Here is a 15697-nt window from a genome sequence, read left to right on the forward strand (position 1 = left end):
TACAACACCAAGATTATTCGGCTAATACACCAACCAGGTGTTACCGTCTTGATTGACCTCTTTTGCGCCTTGCTGCACCAACACATCATGCAGGGCCTTACGTGTCAGTCGCTGGACAGGTAAGCCAGCATCATAAATAACCATGCCTCGAATCTGTTTAATTTGCGGAACCTTACGACGTATGACCTTGAGTTGCTCAATCAGCTCAGATACGGCGCTACTGATGCCGGTATTGTTGCCTTTACTGGAAAAATCACAAATGGTGAGGGTGCTATCATCGACACGATAAACCAGTGACCAGTGCTGACTGTCCCAACGTTTTCCCCACTCAAATTGACTGGTTTCAAAGTAAGCTGGGCTCACCTCTATACCCTGATGAGCTAAATATTGTGTGACCGGATCCATAATGAACTCCTTAATTGTTTCACTAATCAATAACCACTAACTCACTACTTAGAGTCAATATCCACACTGAGCCGCGAAAGTTGAGGCCAGATATGATGGGACTGACCTCAGCAGACCTAGTTATGCACGGCCGAACTGATGCGGCCGTGAAGATCCACCAGATCTTTGATCAAGGCGCGCATTTGCTCTGAAATCTGCTTAGCCTTATCACTAAGTTCATTGGCCCCCTTAAGATAGCTCTGGGCATTACTGGCCTTAAACTCGGAAATAGTACGCTCCAACTCGGCTTCCTTACTGATCCCCGCGCCGACAAGTTTTCCAGTCCCCTCCAGACCTTTGCCAAACGCGTTACTCATATGAGTTGCCGCATCACCAAACTTACTCGATAGTCCGACACCCGCCATACCGATCACGCCACCGGCAATCTCGAGGGCGCCAGTCCACATCGCAGATTCGCAGGCCTTATCTATCGCGGCGCGCTTATCATCCATCGAGGCGATTTGCACATTCCACCCCAACTCTTGTTGCTTGACGTTGTAGTCCTGTAATATGTTGCGCAGCTTCTTAAACATCTCCGCTAACTTCAACATAAGGTCGTTGATCTGAGAGATAGCATCCATACCGTCACTGCCACAATTGTCATTGAGTTCATCAAGTTTATCTGTGGTGTTAGGCGCTGTAATGGGACTCTGACCTGAAATAGTTGTCATGTCTGTCATGGTAAACCTCACTTATACTGTTGAGCCTGCGATTCTTGCCTGTATAGCACCGGTCTGGCTGATCACCTTACTGGCACCATCTAAACTATCACCTTGTTTATCAATAAGATCTTTCACAGATTTCATCTGCTGTTCCTTGGCTTTGTCGTACCAGTCATAACAAAATTCGACAAAGTTTTGCTTCAAAATCAGCTCCTCAATCTGCTTCTGTAGCTTGGCTTTTTCTAGGGCTATACTGCCCTCGGTAATGGCCTTTCCGGCTCCAGCCGTCGCACGTATAACATCGAGACTGGTGAACATACAGGCCTTGATAGCCGTCTTTATCACTTCGTGACTGACCTCTTTAACCACCTGTTTAGTGATCTCTTCGGCGGTCACCGCGATACCCTTTTTAATCGCTTGTTTGCCCACCGCTTCGACTGAGCGTGTCACCAGCTCCTCGATGGCCTGCTTACTAAAGGCATCCATCACCCCGCTGGCGAGTTGACGCCCTCCTTGTTCGGCCGCTTCCTTAAGCCCCTTGCCTAAATTAGCTATCACTTGATCTGTTACCTGTTCGGCGACCTGCTTACCGACCTCTTTTGCAACACTTGTCACGGCCTCAGATGAGCCTTTACTTATGCCCTCCACGAGTTTAGGTGCCGCCTCTTTCATCACAGTTTCGGTTCCTTTGGCGATGGAACGTGTTGCCGAAATAGCCCGACCCGCCTGGAAGATGTCTAAGGCCATACCGACCATTTCGCAGCCCAATTGCACCTTACCCGCAACATCGATAACACTTTGGCACTTCTCCTTGTCCGCACCGCACAGGATGGCGGTTTCCGCCGCGGCCTTAACCATGCCCGCCACCCCAGCAGCCAGGTATGCGGCGCCGCCAGCTATTTCCAAAGCACCACCCGCAACATCCCCCACGGCGCAGCGCAATGCCCCTTCGACTAATTTGATTGCTCCATAGATGGCTTCGACAGCGCCCACAATCCAATCGAAGATGGCACCAAAAACACCGCCTTTCTGAGCCTTATCGGATTGTTCTATCGCTTTCGCCAGCTGCTCCTGATACTCCTTCACTTTTTTATCACGAAGAAACTCTTGGGTATCTGTCATTATCTTGCTGGCTTTCATGGCTGAATTAGCCGTATCGGCAAAAGTAGATATGCTCAGATTCGCCGCCATCAGAACCATGGCATCCATAGAGGCTTTTTCTAATGAAGCTAAGGAGCCCCCCGTTCCGTGATTGCCACTCACTTCACTTTTTTTCCCGTCGAAGAAAGGCGTTAAGATACGTTGCAGTGCTTTCTCCGCCTCTTTCATGGTCACTGGACCTTGGTGATAGTCTGTGTGTTCGGTCTGATTTAAGATCACAGGCCTGGACCAATCGGGTAAACTGGCTTTTGCCACATCCCGGGCTCGCGCCGCGCCGTAACTCCCGTTAAGGTTTTCGCTTCCTCGCTCGACAACACTATTAATTGACATGGGAACTCTCCTCAGTGATCGACGCTAAACCTTGCTGCGCACTGGCGGCAATATCGCCACTTTCTGGGTGGCCCTGACACCAACGTAAACTGGCATTGAAACTTTTTACGGCATAACCTTTGTTCCCTAGCGCGAGGTAACTCAATCCCGCATGGTAGGCTGGCAAAGGATTATCGACCTTGATCATGCCTGCTCGTCCCAAACAAAAGATGGCCTCTTCATGTTCATCTAACTGCTGGCAACATATCCCCAGTGAGAAACAGTAGTCATAGTTCCACTGGTCGATACGCATCAGGAGATAGAAGAGTCGTTTTGCCCCTTGTTGATCCCGGCAAGCCATCAGCTGCAATGCATATTGATATAAGATATTGAGATCAGTCTGCTCCACATCGGCCAACATACGTAAGGAACCGCCTCGCTGAAGAAAATGCTCAAGTACTTCAAATTCTTGTTGTTTCATCTTAGGCTCCTTAGCGTATGTTCTGGGCTATCGACTTATTCATTTCGGCTAACATGGTCTGCATACTGTTTAGCAAGCTGACTGTCACATTGTAGGTTTGCATGATTTTTTGCAGCTGCAGCTGTGACTGTGAAACGAAATCTGAGGCTCGATTCGATACAGATTCCAGTGCAGATTTCACCGCCTGCAGTTTGCCTTTATCTAAGCCACCCGCATCACCTAAGGTATCGGCAATCTTCTGCATATGAGCTTTACTGATATTTTGCCAGGAACGGCGTCCCACCTCAGGCAAACCCCAAATGTAATCGCTACACTTTTGTCCATCCACCTTGATGCCCTTAGCATCCATATAACTGACTACGTCTTGCCAGCTGGCAGACTGCATCCCCTGTGGACCCACTTCACCAATTTTTCCTAACAATTTTTTAAGATAAGCCGCCGAGGGATCATTCTTGCTCAGGTAATTATCAATGGTCATACCATCGACTTTAAAACCGTTGTCACTCATATACTTGATCACATCAGGCGGTAATTTTTCAGCGGCCTTATCATCTCCCTTCGACACTTGAGCGATCACTTCATCGACGCGATTGGCCATATCCTGAGCCTGACGAGAAACATCGGCTTTCTGTTGCATCTGACCATATTTTGCATCGGCCAACTCAGACAACAAATTCATAAACATATACAGCACAGCGATGCCGCCCGAGAGCACTGAGTCCCCTCGAGATGCGATCTGGTTCTTCACATCTTCCGGAGCCTGAGAGTTGCTGATACTGGTACCTTGAGTTGAGACATTTGTAATATCCACAATGACTACCTCCAACAGAAATTCAGATTGATGCTCAGAGTTATCGTATGTTCTGGGCGATGGATTTATTCATCTCAGCGAGCATGGTCTGCATACTGTTGAGTAGGCTGACGGTGACGTTGTAAGTCTGCATAATTTTCTGCAGCTGCAACTGAGATTGCGACACAAAGTCTGATGCTCGATTTGACACCGATTCCAGTGCAGATTTCACCGCCTGCAACTTGCCTTTATCCAGCCCCTTACCATTAGGATCATTCTTTGCCATGTATTTATCGATTGTCATACCGTCGATGGTAAAACCATTGTCATGCATATATTTAACGACATCATCGGGGAGCTTCCCCATCGCTTTGTCGTCCCCCTTAGAGACTTCGGCAATCACTTCATCGACTTGATTGGCCATATCCTGCGCCTGACGGGAAACATCGGCTTTTTGCTGCATCTGGCTATATTTAGCATCGGCCAGCTCAGAGAGCAGGTTCATAAACATATAGAGCACTGAAATCCCGCCTGAGAGCACTGAATCACCTCTGGCTGCAATCTGATTTTTAATATCTTCAGGCTGCTGAGAATTAATAATACTGGTACCTTGATTAGCTACTGACATACTCATGATAATTTCCTCATTGATTTGTTAATCATTTAAATAAGAAATGAAAAAGTTCACACTATAAATAATTCCTGACCTTCTTAGCTTTAACATTATTAACGTTATTTAATGCCTCTGCTTCACTCACTTGCTCAGTTAACTCCTCTCCCCCTTACCACCTTCTGCAGATTCTATTTCACCTAACACATTAAATTGTTGTTCCAAACTTTTAAAATGAGTTTCTAATTCATCAACCTTATTCATCACCTTAGCCTGTTGGAATTCAAATCCTTCCGGAAATGCGTTTTTTAACTTTATTAACTTCGCCATAGCATCGGCATCGTTATCTGATCGTTCTACAAGTTGGTTAATCTCAACCTGAAGTCCTTGAAACTCCTTAAGCTGTTGTCCCAAAGCGGATTTACGTTGATTAAGGTCATTCATTACTGATTTAATATCGCTGAACATATCCATAATTTTCTCCTTGACTCTCATATTAATAGGTTTGTTTATTGAAAATATCGAAAAAAATAAAATACAAATAAAAACTGGTCTGACCACGCGTTATTTATCGACCATAACGACTGAACAATATATCGATCACCTCCTCAGCTGCATCCACCGCTTCCAAGCAAGACTCATTACCATGAGTCTTTAATAACACCGCTCGTCCTCTCATCTCTTTCATCCGAGTTCGATATCCTTCATGATTTTTATTACCTTGCTTAATATCATCTTCCAACTGAGTGATTCTAGACATAGGTGTCTCCTTAAAAAATTAATGGGATATGTATTAACTCACCACCGCGAGTTAAATCCAGGCCATGAATATTCATGTAATTAATCATGAAGCCATTATCTAATTTACTGCCAGCCGATAACCTCATCCCATTGCCCAGTTCAATGAAGGGAGATTTAGCATTACCTCCAAAACTGACAACCGGCGCACTTAACATCTGGGCGAGTTCGTCCCGTACCGGAATATTCTGAAACACCAGCTTAAATCCACTCGGGTGGCTCTGCTCCAGTTGCCTTGCAACACTCATGACCTGCTGCTGCTTCTCCTCACTGATCTTGCCGGTGATCACAATCGAGTTTTTCACACGCTCCACCATTAATCCGCTAAGCAGTTGTTTCTCTCTGAGTTGGGCGATCAAGGGTTTTAATTGTCTATTCACTTGATTGGACACATGCCATCTCACCAGACCCGGTAAACGATTAAAGCCATCAACCGCCTTATCCCAAGCCTCACCGGATCGAATCGCACCAGAAATATTGACGCTACCCAGTTCATGCCCCAGTTCGACAATCGCATCAGGAAAGCCGTTTTGAGCCAGCACTCCCTTTACATTAGTGATGAGTTGATCGCCGCATTGAGTGTGATCGACAAACAAAATTCCAGAATTTTTTAAGTCACTGAAAAAAGCCGTTATCTGCTGCGCGTCAGTGCAATAGCCACTTAGGGTGACAATCCCTGAGTTTGACCAGCTAGCTCTTATATCTTTGAGGCCATCTTGGATCAGTTGTTGTGACAGCCATTGACTCGGCGTCTGCACAGTTTGTGGCGGTGAGCTTGGTACCAGGAGTACACTCATCAGCAAAGTGAAGGTAAGCAAAGAGGCAATAACCAGCATCCAATAGGACATTTTCGATTTAGACAGCACCTGCTTAGGCACCGCTTGCATCCTAAGTACATCGTCCGCTCCCCCAGCACCATAGCGATACCGGCAAACTCAATGACCCGGCCTAATGGCAGAAGATCTAGCTTGCTAGCAGGCTTACCATCGATCCAAGTCGACACTTCACTTTGAAGATGTACTCCGGCATCATCGATAAACAGCTCCAGCTGCCTTAACTCAACTAAGGTCGCGAGAACATCCCCATCCGGACCAATACTCATGCAGCCTAGAGGTAGAGATAGCTCCCGCCCTTGCAGGGGGCCGTTTAACCATAAGAGCTTGTATTTTGAAGACATATCAATCTCCTTGGTTAATAGGTTCCGCTTTGATAAGGAACAGACGCATCACACTTTGTGTGTGGTGATCTGTACTTCTGAACAAGCCACCCAACAAGGGGATATCACCCAATAACGGGATCTTGTTCTCAGTGGTTTCGTCTCTGTCCTGCACAAATCCACCGATAAGCAGGCTCTCACCAGACTTAAGACTTGCCTGAGTCGATATTTCTGAACTCTGTACCTGAGGCAGAGGCTCACTCCTGTTCACAGCCTGACTCTGCTGACCATCTTGTATATTCAGATTTAGCATCACTATCTGTTGACCCGATTCTTCTATCAATCTGGGGGTGACCCTAAGCAGAGTCCCCGTGGTGACCGACTCCAATTTTGCCACCTTGTCTCCCTCTAATTTGGTGTAGAAAGTGACATTTTTATCCAACACAGCCTGTACATTGTTAAGGGTGACCACTGAGGGGCGGGATAACACTTTTGCCTTTGAGTTTTTCTCAAGCGCATTGAGCCTCACCATAAAGTTGCCGGTATTACCGATGACAGTGGAGAAATTATCGCTGCTGACGCCACTATTGAAGCTCACAGAGCCACCGCCTAACTTGGCCGAGGCCGACCAATCGACGCCTAATTGATTAAAATCAGAGGTATCCACATCTATGATAGAAACGGAAATTTCGATCATACTGGGCTTAGTATCTAGCTGGTTAATCAGGGAGCCATAGGTCGCCATATCCCTTCCACTTCCCCGCACAATAATGGCATTTCGACGAGGATCGGCGGAAAAGACCGGGCCGCTGATACTACTCACATTACCGGCAACAGCATTGGCCACCTGGGTACCTTGATTCATCTCCTTCAGCACAGTTACCAATCCGGGGATTTTCACTGACTGACTGCGATATTGATAAACGGAGTCAGTTGCCGATGCATATTTGAGCGGATATACCCGTACAGTCTCACCAGTCTCGGAAGTGTGTTTGGCACTGGCATCGAGTTGCGCGGTCAGCTTAGTGACACTGGTGATGCAAGCCGGTACACCTGACACCTGCAGCCCCTTGATCCCTGCGACAGGCTTGATACTGCAAACGCCTGCATCCAATACACCTGCCGACTTCAGATATTGGCTGACTTTAGCCGCGGACAGGCTGTTTAAGGATAAAATATCATTGGTGATCTCACTCGCTTTATAGACGTACAACACCTCACTGTTGTAGTACCAGACCAAGCCGTAACGTCGGCTCAGGTCTTTGATCACTTGTTGAGGATCTTGGTTCTGAATCTCACCTATGTAGGTGTCTGTCACCTGATCACTTATCACAACGGGTACGCCATAATTACTGCCGAAGTCTTGCAACACTGAGGATAGAGCGGTGCCGCGACTGAGCATCACGAAAGGTTCGCCTTGCCATTTAACCGCCGTTAAAGGCATTGCCTGGGCCAGGCTTAAATTAAAAAGTAGTAATAAGCAGATAAATCTCTTCATGCTGTCCTCCCGATAATAGAGCCACGATGACGATCGAGTGGTTTAACTAGCCCTTTTTCAAGAAATCTCGCGATAGCCAGCTGTAGCACAACCCCTTGGTAAACTAATTCATCATCTTGATTTTCATCGTAATAACGCCATAACAACCAGGCATTATCTCTAAACTGTAAGCCACAATCCCGGGCTTCTTCACAGGCCGCAAGCGCTAGGCTCGCTTGGTTTATCCAGTCAAGTTCCATCTCAATTGACACATTGAGCACTATGGCAACAGAAGCAGACGTCTCTTGCTCCACGACATAGGCTTTTCTCTCGGCCAATAACCAGGCATTTCCCTCTTGGGATAATGTCGAGGTGAGAAATCCACTGTTAACTAATCTATCTATCATCTGAGTAGCCACTTTGCTCTCCTCCATGGATTCAGTATGTGATCGAAGGGATTTCGCGCCCATCAGGTGAACACCTTAACTAGCACTCGGGACAAATAGGTTTGAGGAGATGGCAGGCACAACTCAGTAGTTCACCTGATATGAAAACGGCAGAAGAAAACTAGTATGACGGGTCACAGGGTTTTTAAAGCTTGGCTTAAAACCACATGCGCTAACACAAATAGAAGATAACTATGACAACAAGCACAATAAAAATGGCGATAAGCCTGTCGGCATTATCTATGCTGATCTCCGCCAATATTCATGCCTCTCCCGACGTGATGCAAGATAAACACTCCTTCGACTCGGATGCTAAGCCACACTCACCTCTGCCTAAACGTTACATCGTAAAATTTAGAAATGCCGGCAGCTCGACGGAAACAAGATCTACAGCCAACATATTGGCTTACAAGCCACGCATCAATGAGGTTTTCTCTCAACATCGAGCCTTAAACAGTGTCTCAGCAAAAGAGATAATACGCATAGGCCGCAGTAATGGTTACACCGCCAAACTGAATGAAGAAAGCGTGCAGGCGCTGAGTTTGCGCGCTGATGTGGATTATGTAGAGGAAGATGACCCCGGACATAATAATGCCCATGGCATCCATGTTGCAGGAACCATAGCCGCCATAGCCAATGAGCAGGGCGTTGTCGGCATCATGCCCAATCAAAACGTCAATATACATATCATCAATGACTCTCTCAGTCGTTCACCTGATAGCCAATCTCGCAAACTTGACTCAAGCTGATATCAGTAACCCTATACAGAGTCAACTATGCCTAGTGTGGGAAATAACAAATATTCGATGCAAGTACTCTGTTTTTACGGTACTTTCTAACAATAACTTATGATTGCCGCTGGCAACAGATGGAAGAAGATGATGAAGATTAAATGGAAAGCCTCACTGGTCACCAAACTCACAGTATCATTTACCGCCGTCCTCGTCAGTCTCTGGCTCATGATTGAATACCAAGCTTACAGCAACACCTTTTCCCGAACCCTCCACCGAGCTCAAATCGCCTACGGTGAGCTAAGTGACTTAAGATCTCAGGTAAGTAACACCCTATTTTCCGATGCACGCTATGATGCTCGTCAACTCGATAAGCAGTTACATCAATTCTCATCCATGAATGAGATCAATGCCCAAGGAATAGTCGCTCATTATTTTCCTCTGGCAGAAAACCCTAATAAAGAAAATGACACCTTAAGCATGTGGATTGCCCAGACTTTTGGTAATGCGGGCCAACACAGATATTTAGATAGCTTCATCTATAAGCCTCATAAAGGGATCTCTATTTATGCGGACTCCAATGCAGACGAAGAATATTTTCAGATAAGGCTCGAAGAGATAAAACAACTGACGAGTAAAAAATCCCTCGATGGTTATCGTTGGGGAGCGCCCATTCTTGATAAAAGATCCGGTGATTATCACCTCATATTCAGTTATTCCAGTGATCCGGCTAACCCTGACGCTCCCCAGGTAGGTTTTGGGATAAACCTGGTCTCAGTGATGGATCTCAATAATTCATTAGGGCCTGGGGATGTCAGTTTTTTCATGACACCGGAAGGTGAACTATTCTCTAAATCTATGTTGGCCTTGTCACCTGAGACCATCAACACCTTAAAACACCAGTTTAACAGCAGCCACCCAGATAATGAGAAGCGAGTTCTACATCCCTTAGGTGAATACTATGTGATTAAAAATCACATTCATGGCCCTGGATGGCAGCAAATCACATTGATATCAAATGATTTTCTGAAAGATATGGCCTTAACCCCCTTCTTCGCGGAACTTCCCTGGTCACTCCTTTCTCTGGCCTTTATGTCTTTCGTCCTGCTCAATGTGCTACGCATCAATTTTGCCAAACCTATTGGTCATTTTGTCAGCATAATTAACAGTGACAGCCAACCGACCTTAGAGCGGCGCCTCCCCGTAGACAGAAAAGATGAATTAGGTCAGATAGCCAAGGCCTATAATCACTTATTGGATACGGTCAAAGAAAATTATGATGTACTCGAAAAGAAGGTCGAAACAAGAACCCATGAGCTGGCCATTGCCACCCTGGAAGCGGAAAAGGCCAATAAACGTAAGACTGAGCATTTAACCAACATCAGTCACGAAATCCGCACCCCACTCAATGGCATAACCGGCTCATTGGAGCTGCTGCGTAATACCGAGCTCACCACTAAGCAGATGGATCTCAGAGACACAGCCTATAACTGTGCGAATTCCCTATTAGCCATTATCAACAACTTGCTCGACTTTTCTCGCATAGAAGCCGATCAAATTGAGTTAAATTATCAGCTCTATCCCGTGTTGACACTGGCCGACAACGCCATGATCACCATACAGAGCAGAATTGTGAACAAGCCTATTTCACTCGAATGCATCGTTAACGCCAATGTGCCGGAAAAAGCACTACTGGACCCTTTAAGAGTGAGGCAGATCTTAGTCAACTTACTGGGGAATTCGGCCAAATTCACGGAAGAAGGTTATATTTTATTGCGTATAGAAGTTGTTGAAAATCATCTCTATTTCAGCATTGAAGACACGGGGGATGGCATAAACATTCAAGATCAGCAACGCATATTCGAACCCTTTGCTCAAAGCTGTCACCACCAACCGGGCACAGGCCTTGGCTTGCCCATATCGGCTAAACTCGCCAAGAAAATGCAAGGTCAGCTAACCATGTTTAGCACCTTAGGCAAGGGCAGCACCTTTGTGTTAGACCTGCCCCTGTCTCAAGCCACAGCCCCCTTAGTCTTGCCAGACGATACCATCACAGCACCACTTGCCCTGCATAAACAATTAGCATTATGGGGAGCTAAACCTATAGAGGGTGATAATGAGGAGCTAGATAACCCTGAGCTTACTCACCTGCCCGCCCGCCTATGGCAACGTCTACACGAGATACGTCACGACTTGCCTCGCAAACAAAGCAGCCATACGCTGGCCCTGCTCCCCTGGAAGCTAAAAATTCTGCTGGTGGATGATGTAGATACTAACCGGGATATTATCGGCAAGATGTTACTCGAGTTGGGCCAACAAGTGTTCAGTGTCAGCAGCGGTGAGGCGGCATTGCAAAAAGGAATGCGCCATATCTTCGATCTGGTATTGATGGATATCCGCATGCCGGGACTCGATGGGTATCAAACCACACGAAAATGGCGTGAAAGTGAAGATATTCTGGACACCGAATGCCCTATTTTTGCTCTCACGGCAAATGCTAACCCTATGGAGCATGACACCATTCGAGCCGCTGGAATGAACAGCTATTTGACTAAGCCTGTGTCATTGAAGCAGTTAAATATGGCACTTGAAGAGGCGGCAGATCTGCAACTGGATCGCGATATGCCCCTGATCATCAATACCGATATCGACACGCCGATGATCGATGTCTCCCACACGGATCTTAATCAGCGACTGGCCGCTCATTTAACGGATATGGGCGAACAAGCCAAACTGCATATTAATCAAGACGAATGGAAACCCCTCAGCGATGTACTGCATACGATTAAAGGCAGCGCGGGCCTAGCGGGAATAAAAGATATTTCTGAAGCAGCTGCCGACTTAGAGGTCGCCCTTGAAGCCGAAGCCTGTTTAAGTTTGGAGGAGTTTGCGCCCCTAGAAGCGCTCATTCAGGCATTAAATTGCGAGACAAACACATAAGATGATTGCACGCTGATACTGGGTTAGTATCAGCCGTACAATCACAAAAGCAGAATTAAGAGCCCAACCTCTGAGCCCAACGCATCAATTCGGCCACATTGTGTGCGTTGAGTTTGCGCATTAAATTCATTCGATGGGTTTCAACCGTTTTCAAACCTATGACTAAATCCTCCGCGATATCCCGGTTGCGACGCCCCTCGCAGATCAACTTGAGCACTTGTTGTTCCCTCGGAGTCAACATAGGGATATCACCATCGACGGCACCAATCAGGGCTTCAACTTGTTGCTCGTCCAGACTCGAATCGATAAAAGTCTTGCCTTTACTGACAGATTTAATTGCCGCTAATAAGGTACTTTTCGGACTGTTTTTAAGTACATAACCATTGGCTCCGACATCCAATGCTTCACGGGCACTCTTCTCTTCAACGGTGGCCGTCAGCACTATTATCATCATTTCCGGCCAACGTTGACGTAATTGACGGATAACATCGAAACCACTCATGCCCGGTAATTTAAGATCCATAAACACCAGATCGGGTGTTAACTTTAAACATTGCTCATACACAGCCAAGCCATCTTCAACAAATCCCACCAAATTCAACTCGGAATATGGGGCTAAGCAGCTACATAATCCATCAAAAATTAACGAGTGGTCGTCTACTACCAATATATTTATCGCCTTGTACTGGCCAAACGTCATAAGCTTACCTCCAGAAGAGAGTTCGAGTTACCTGTATTATGTAGATAACAGTAAACTGATCTTGATCACAATGATCTGCATATTGAAGGGCTTTCAGTCGGCTTGTCAAGACTTAGTACACAGTAGATTGTGCTTTATCACCGTCAATAAAACGGATACTAAGCTCATTAAAATACTGATACATAAAACACGCCAAACCCAGTTGCAGTCTCCTTTCAGCACATCTTAATCCGAATGCGGGCTAAGATGCCTCTGTCGACACTCAAGCGTTATCCACCAAATATACGAGGTTCACAGGCAGATCCAATCTAACCCTATTAACAAAAAGTGCTTAAAATCAGCCGTTTCTCCCCACGAGCCAGATTAAACGACAATCCTACTTTAACGTTCTGCCACCATCATCCCGAAAAAGATTGCCAGTGCCTGGATTACTGCTAGACTTACAACTGTATAAATATACAGTACAGGGTAAAGCGACCATGATAAAAATGATCCCAATCTCAGCCAGTGCGGGAATAACCGGCTTCGAGAGTCCAGCCACAGACTATAAACAGCTTCCTTTAAGCTTAGATGAATTACTTATCCAGCACCCCAGTGCCACTTTCATCGGCCAAGCAAGCGGATGCTCGATGCAAAATGTCGGTATATTCGATGGTGATATTCTCATCGTCGACAGACACGTCAAGGTACAAGATCAGGACGTGATAGTGGCAAATTACAATGGCAGTTTTGTCTGCAAAATTATTGACACAAAAAGAAGAATGTTACTCTCTGCTAATGATGAACATCAGCCAGTGGTCATACATGAGTACGACCAATTCAGTGTCGAAGGTATCGTAGTACGTTCAATTCGCTGCCATCGGCCGAGTCCTCTGCTGATGAATGACGCAGCCGTCGAGCCGACTTTTAACCGATGAAAGTTATTGATGCCAGTGTCGTTACAGAGTGAGTTATAGCACCAGAACGAGTACTGAAACTAATACAATAACTTGTACCAGAACTTATACCAGAGTTAATGGGCCAGCAGAATCAACTCACACAGAGGAGATATGATGTTCGCCCTCGTCGATGCTAATTCATTTTACTGTAGTGCCGAGCAGGTATTTCGTCCCGAGTGGCGTGGCCGCCCTATTGTGGTGCTATCTAACAACGACGGCTGTATCGTCGCCGCTAACCGTCAGGCCGTCGATGCCGGGGTCCCAAAATTTGAGCCTTACTTCAAAATTAAGGCACAGTGTGATCGCTTAGGTATTATCGCCTTAAGCTCGAACTACGAGCTCTATGGCTCACTATCCGCCAGTATGATGGAGGTGATTGGTCGTTTTGCACCAGATCAGCATGTCTACAGCATAGATGAATCATTCCTGTCGTTTAAACACTGTTATCCAGCCATACCTTGCCTAGTGAAACATGGCGAGGCCTTGCGGCGCACAGTATGGAAGGAAACTCGCTTACCTGTGTCCGTTGGCATGGGAGAAACCTTAACCTTAGCTAAGATAGCCAATCATGCAGCTAAGAAGCTTGTAGACTACAACGGAGTCTGTGTCATAGATAACTCAGGCCAACGCAAGGCAATTCTCTCGCAGATAAAGCCATGCCATGTCTGGGGCATAGGCCGGCGTTTATCTAAGAAGCTGGATTTAATGGGAATAAAGTCGGCCTATGCGCTATCTCTGATGGCACCTGGGCTGGCCAGAAAACAGTTCAGTATCGAGATGGAACGTACGGTGCGGGAGCTTAACGGTGAGCCGTGTAAGGATTGGGATCAAGCCAGAGCCGATAAACAACAGATATTTTCGACTCGTAGCATGGGAGAGCGGATCACAGACTCAAACTCGCTACAGCAAGCCCTCAGCAAACATGTCGGTATCGCCACCAGCAAGGCAAGAGAGCAAGGCTCATTGTGCTCGGTACTGCTTATTTTCGCCTCCAATTCCCCTTTCGATGAGCAGCCTATAGGCTTTAAACTCACTCACAGATTTGCTTATCCCACCAATGACACAGGTGAAATAACCCAAATAGTGACTCAGATAGCCAAGCAACAATTTAGAGATGGTGTGCGTTATTACAAGGTAGGAGTAGGCCTAATCGACCTTATCAGTGAGTCACATAACCAGTTGGATCTGTTTGCATCACCGAAAAAACCGGCATTAATGAAGGTCTATGATGCACTCAATCACAGATACGGCTCCGACTCTATATTTATGGCTGCACAAGGGTTCACGACCAAGTGGCACATGAAACGAGAATATCTCACGCCTCAATACACCACCAGCTGGCGAGATATCCCCAAGATCAATTGCTAATCTACTGACAAATAATATATAGAGCTAAGACATCACCACCAGCTGGCGAAAATTATCTAGTTTGTTCCTAATTGACAGGGTTTAAATGTATTTGCAAAGAGGTGAGAGAATCTCCGCACTAAACAGCGTAATTCACTGGCAGAATATCTCTCTTCCCTAGGACCTCTTGTTAGACGCATTAACCTAATAGATAAATGACGTCATTTAGAACTCACCCCCTAGTCGATATCACCACCTGATGCTTTTCAATCATAGGTCTGCCGGTAAAGGCTTCCTTGGGTAAGGGATTTTGATGAGATAACTTAAAATCTTCACTGTGGATCCACGCCTCAAAAGCCGCTTCATCTTGCCAGGTTGTGAAAACGACATAAGGCGCCCCTTCACTCACAGGTTTTAAGATCTGCATGGAGACGAAACCAGCTTGCTGGTCGATTTGTCCCACACGTTGACGAAATCGATTCTCAAATTCATCTTGCCAATCCACAGCCACCGGAATACGGTTCGCGACAATATACATAACCCCTCCTAATAAAGACATCCAAAATTATTTCAATAAAAAACAACCACTAGAAACATGTGAAACTACCGTAAAACCCAGTGTGCCACGACTTATCTATATCATCAATTATCAGGCATGATAAATAGACCTCTTTAATGCATAACTCATTAAGAATTGTCGAGAAGAG

18 protein-coding genes are annotated in these 15697 nt (G+C 46.1%); 4 read left to right on the forward strand and 14 right to left on the reverse strand.

The window, feature by feature from the left end; translation table 11 throughout:
* Window positions 1-21: 21 nt before the first annotated feature.
* The 12 genes from sseE to FM037_RS14700 all read right to left on the reverse strand — a co-directional run bounded on the left by sseE (window position 22) and on the right by FM037_RS14700 (window position 8307).
* Window positions 22-405, reverse strand: coding sequence for a type III secretion system effector protein SseE (gene sseE / locus FM037_RS14650; RefSeq protein WP_144046608.1), 384 nt, complete (start codon window positions 403-405; stop codon window positions 22-24).
* A 116-nt stretch (window positions 406-521) separates the two neighbouring features.
* Window positions 522-1124: a type III secretion system translocon protein SseD gene (gene sseD / locus FM037_RS14655; protein WP_144046609.1), complete on the reverse strand. Its 603-nt coding sequence runs from the start codon at window positions 1122-1124 to the stop codon at window positions 522-524.
* 12 nt (window positions 1125-1136) lie between these two features.
* The gene (locus tag FM037_RS14660) at window positions 1137-2597 is read right to left on the reverse strand and encodes a type III secretion system translocon protein (protein ID WP_144046610.1); all 1461 of its coding nucleotides are present in this window, start codon (window positions 2595-2597) and stop codon (window positions 1137-1139) included.
* Window positions 2587-3057, reverse strand: a complete 471-nt coding sequence (locus FM037_RS14665) for a SycD/LcrH family type III secretion system chaperone (RefSeq protein ID WP_144046611.1) — start codon at window positions 3055-3057, stop codon at window positions 2587-2589. The genes FM037_RS14660 and FM037_RS14665 overlap by 11 nt, the downstream gene beginning before the upstream one ends.
* Window positions 3058-3067: 10 nt before the next feature.
* A complete protein-coding gene (locus FM037_RS14670; protein ID WP_144046612.1) occupies window positions 3068-3868 on the reverse strand; it encodes a secretion protein EspA in 801 nt (266 codons plus the stop codon).
* 40 nt (window positions 3869-3908) lie between these two features.
* Window positions 3909-4481 (reverse strand): type III secretion system translocon protein SseB, encoded by a 573-nt coding sequence (gene sseB, locus FM037_RS14675; protein ID WP_144046613.1) that lies wholly within the window; start codon window positions 4479-4481, stop codon window positions 3909-3911.
* Between the two features lie 132 nt (window positions 4482-4613).
* Complete coding sequence (locus FM037_RS14680) at window positions 4614-4931, reverse strand: hypothetical protein (protein ID WP_144046614.1); 318 nt, start codon at window positions 4929-4931, stop codon at window positions 4614-4616.
* Between the two features lie 94 nt (window positions 4932-5025).
* Complete coding sequence (locus FM037_RS14685) at window positions 5026-5217, reverse strand: hypothetical protein (RefSeq protein WP_144046615.1); 192 nt, start codon at window positions 5215-5217, stop codon at window positions 5026-5028.
* A 10-nt stretch (window positions 5218-5227) separates the two neighbouring features.
* Window positions 5228-6133 carry a type III secretion system inner membrane ring subunit SctD gene (sctD, locus tag FM037_RS14690; protein WP_229380891.1) on the reverse strand — a complete coding sequence of 302 codons (906 nt, stop codon included), beginning with the start codon at window positions 6131-6133 and terminating at the stop codon, window positions 5228-5230.
* Window positions 6052-6432: a hypothetical protein gene (locus FM037_RS29525; RefSeq protein ID WP_229380892.1), complete on the reverse strand. Its 381-nt coding sequence runs from the start codon at window positions 6430-6432 to the stop codon at window positions 6052-6054. The genes sctD and FM037_RS29525 overlap by 82 nt, the downstream gene beginning before the upstream one ends.
* 1 nt (window position 6433) lies before the next feature.
* Entirely contained in the window at window positions 6434-7909 is a 1476-nt protein-coding gene (locus tag FM037_RS14695; RefSeq protein ID WP_144046616.1) for an EscC/YscC/HrcC family type III secretion system outer membrane ring protein, read from the reverse strand.
* The gene (locus tag FM037_RS14700; RefSeq protein ID WP_229380893.1) at window positions 7906-8307 is read right to left on the reverse strand and encodes a hypothetical protein; all 402 of its coding nucleotides are present in this window, start codon (window positions 8305-8307) and stop codon (window positions 7906-7908) included. Before FM037_RS14700 ends, FM037_RS14695 begins: the two co-directional genes overlap by 4 nt.
* Window positions 8308-8528: 221 nt before the next feature.
* Between FM037_RS14700 and FM037_RS14705 the strand changes: the two genes are divergently transcribed.
* Together FM037_RS14705 and FM037_RS14710 are read left to right on the forward strand one after the other, a co-directional pair.
* Window positions 8529-9083, forward strand: a complete 555-nt coding sequence (locus FM037_RS14705) for a protease inhibitor I9 family protein (protein ID WP_144046618.1) — start codon at window positions 8529-8531, stop codon at window positions 9081-9083.
* 129 nt (window positions 9084-9212) lie between these two features.
* On the forward strand, window positions 9213-12005 hold the full coding sequence (locus FM037_RS14710) for a two component system sensor kinase (protein ID WP_227992824.1): 2793 nt from the start codon (window positions 9213-9215) through the stop codon (window positions 12003-12005).
* A gap of 55 nt (window positions 12006-12060) precedes the next feature.
* Here FM037_RS14710 and FM037_RS14715 read toward each other — a convergent pair whose 3' ends face one another.
* Complete coding sequence (locus FM037_RS14715) at window positions 12061-12705, reverse strand: two component system response regulator (protein ID WP_144046619.1); 645 nt, start codon at window positions 12703-12705, stop codon at window positions 12061-12063.
* A 482-nt stretch (window positions 12706-13187) separates the two neighbouring features.
* Here FM037_RS14715 and FM037_RS14720 point away from each other — a divergent pair, with 482 nt between their 5' ends.
* On the forward strand, window positions 13188-13622 hold the full coding sequence (locus tag FM037_RS14720) for a LexA family protein (RefSeq protein ID WP_185977076.1): 435 nt from the start codon (window positions 13188-13190) through the stop codon (window positions 13620-13622).
* Window positions 13623-13757: 135 nt separating this feature from the next.
* A complete protein-coding gene (locus tag FM037_RS14725) occupies window positions 13758-15011 on the forward strand; it encodes a Y-family DNA polymerase (RefSeq protein ID WP_144048970.1) in 1254 nt (417 codons plus the stop codon).
* A 211-nt stretch (window positions 15012-15222) separates the two neighbouring features.
* Here FM037_RS14725 and FM037_RS14730 read toward each other — a convergent pair whose 3' ends face one another.
* Window positions 15223-15528 carry an antibiotic biosynthesis monooxygenase family protein gene (locus FM037_RS14730; protein WP_144046621.1) on the reverse strand — a complete coding sequence of 102 codons (306 nt, stop codon included), beginning with the start codon at window positions 15526-15528 and terminating at the stop codon, window positions 15223-15225.
* Between the last annotated feature and the right edge of the window lie 169 nt (window positions 15529-15697).

The sequence above is a fragment of the Shewanella psychropiezotolerans genome (genome assembly GCF_007197555.1).
GTDB lineage: Bacteria > Pseudomonadota > Gammaproteobacteria > Enterobacterales > Shewanellaceae > Shewanella > Shewanella psychropiezotolerans.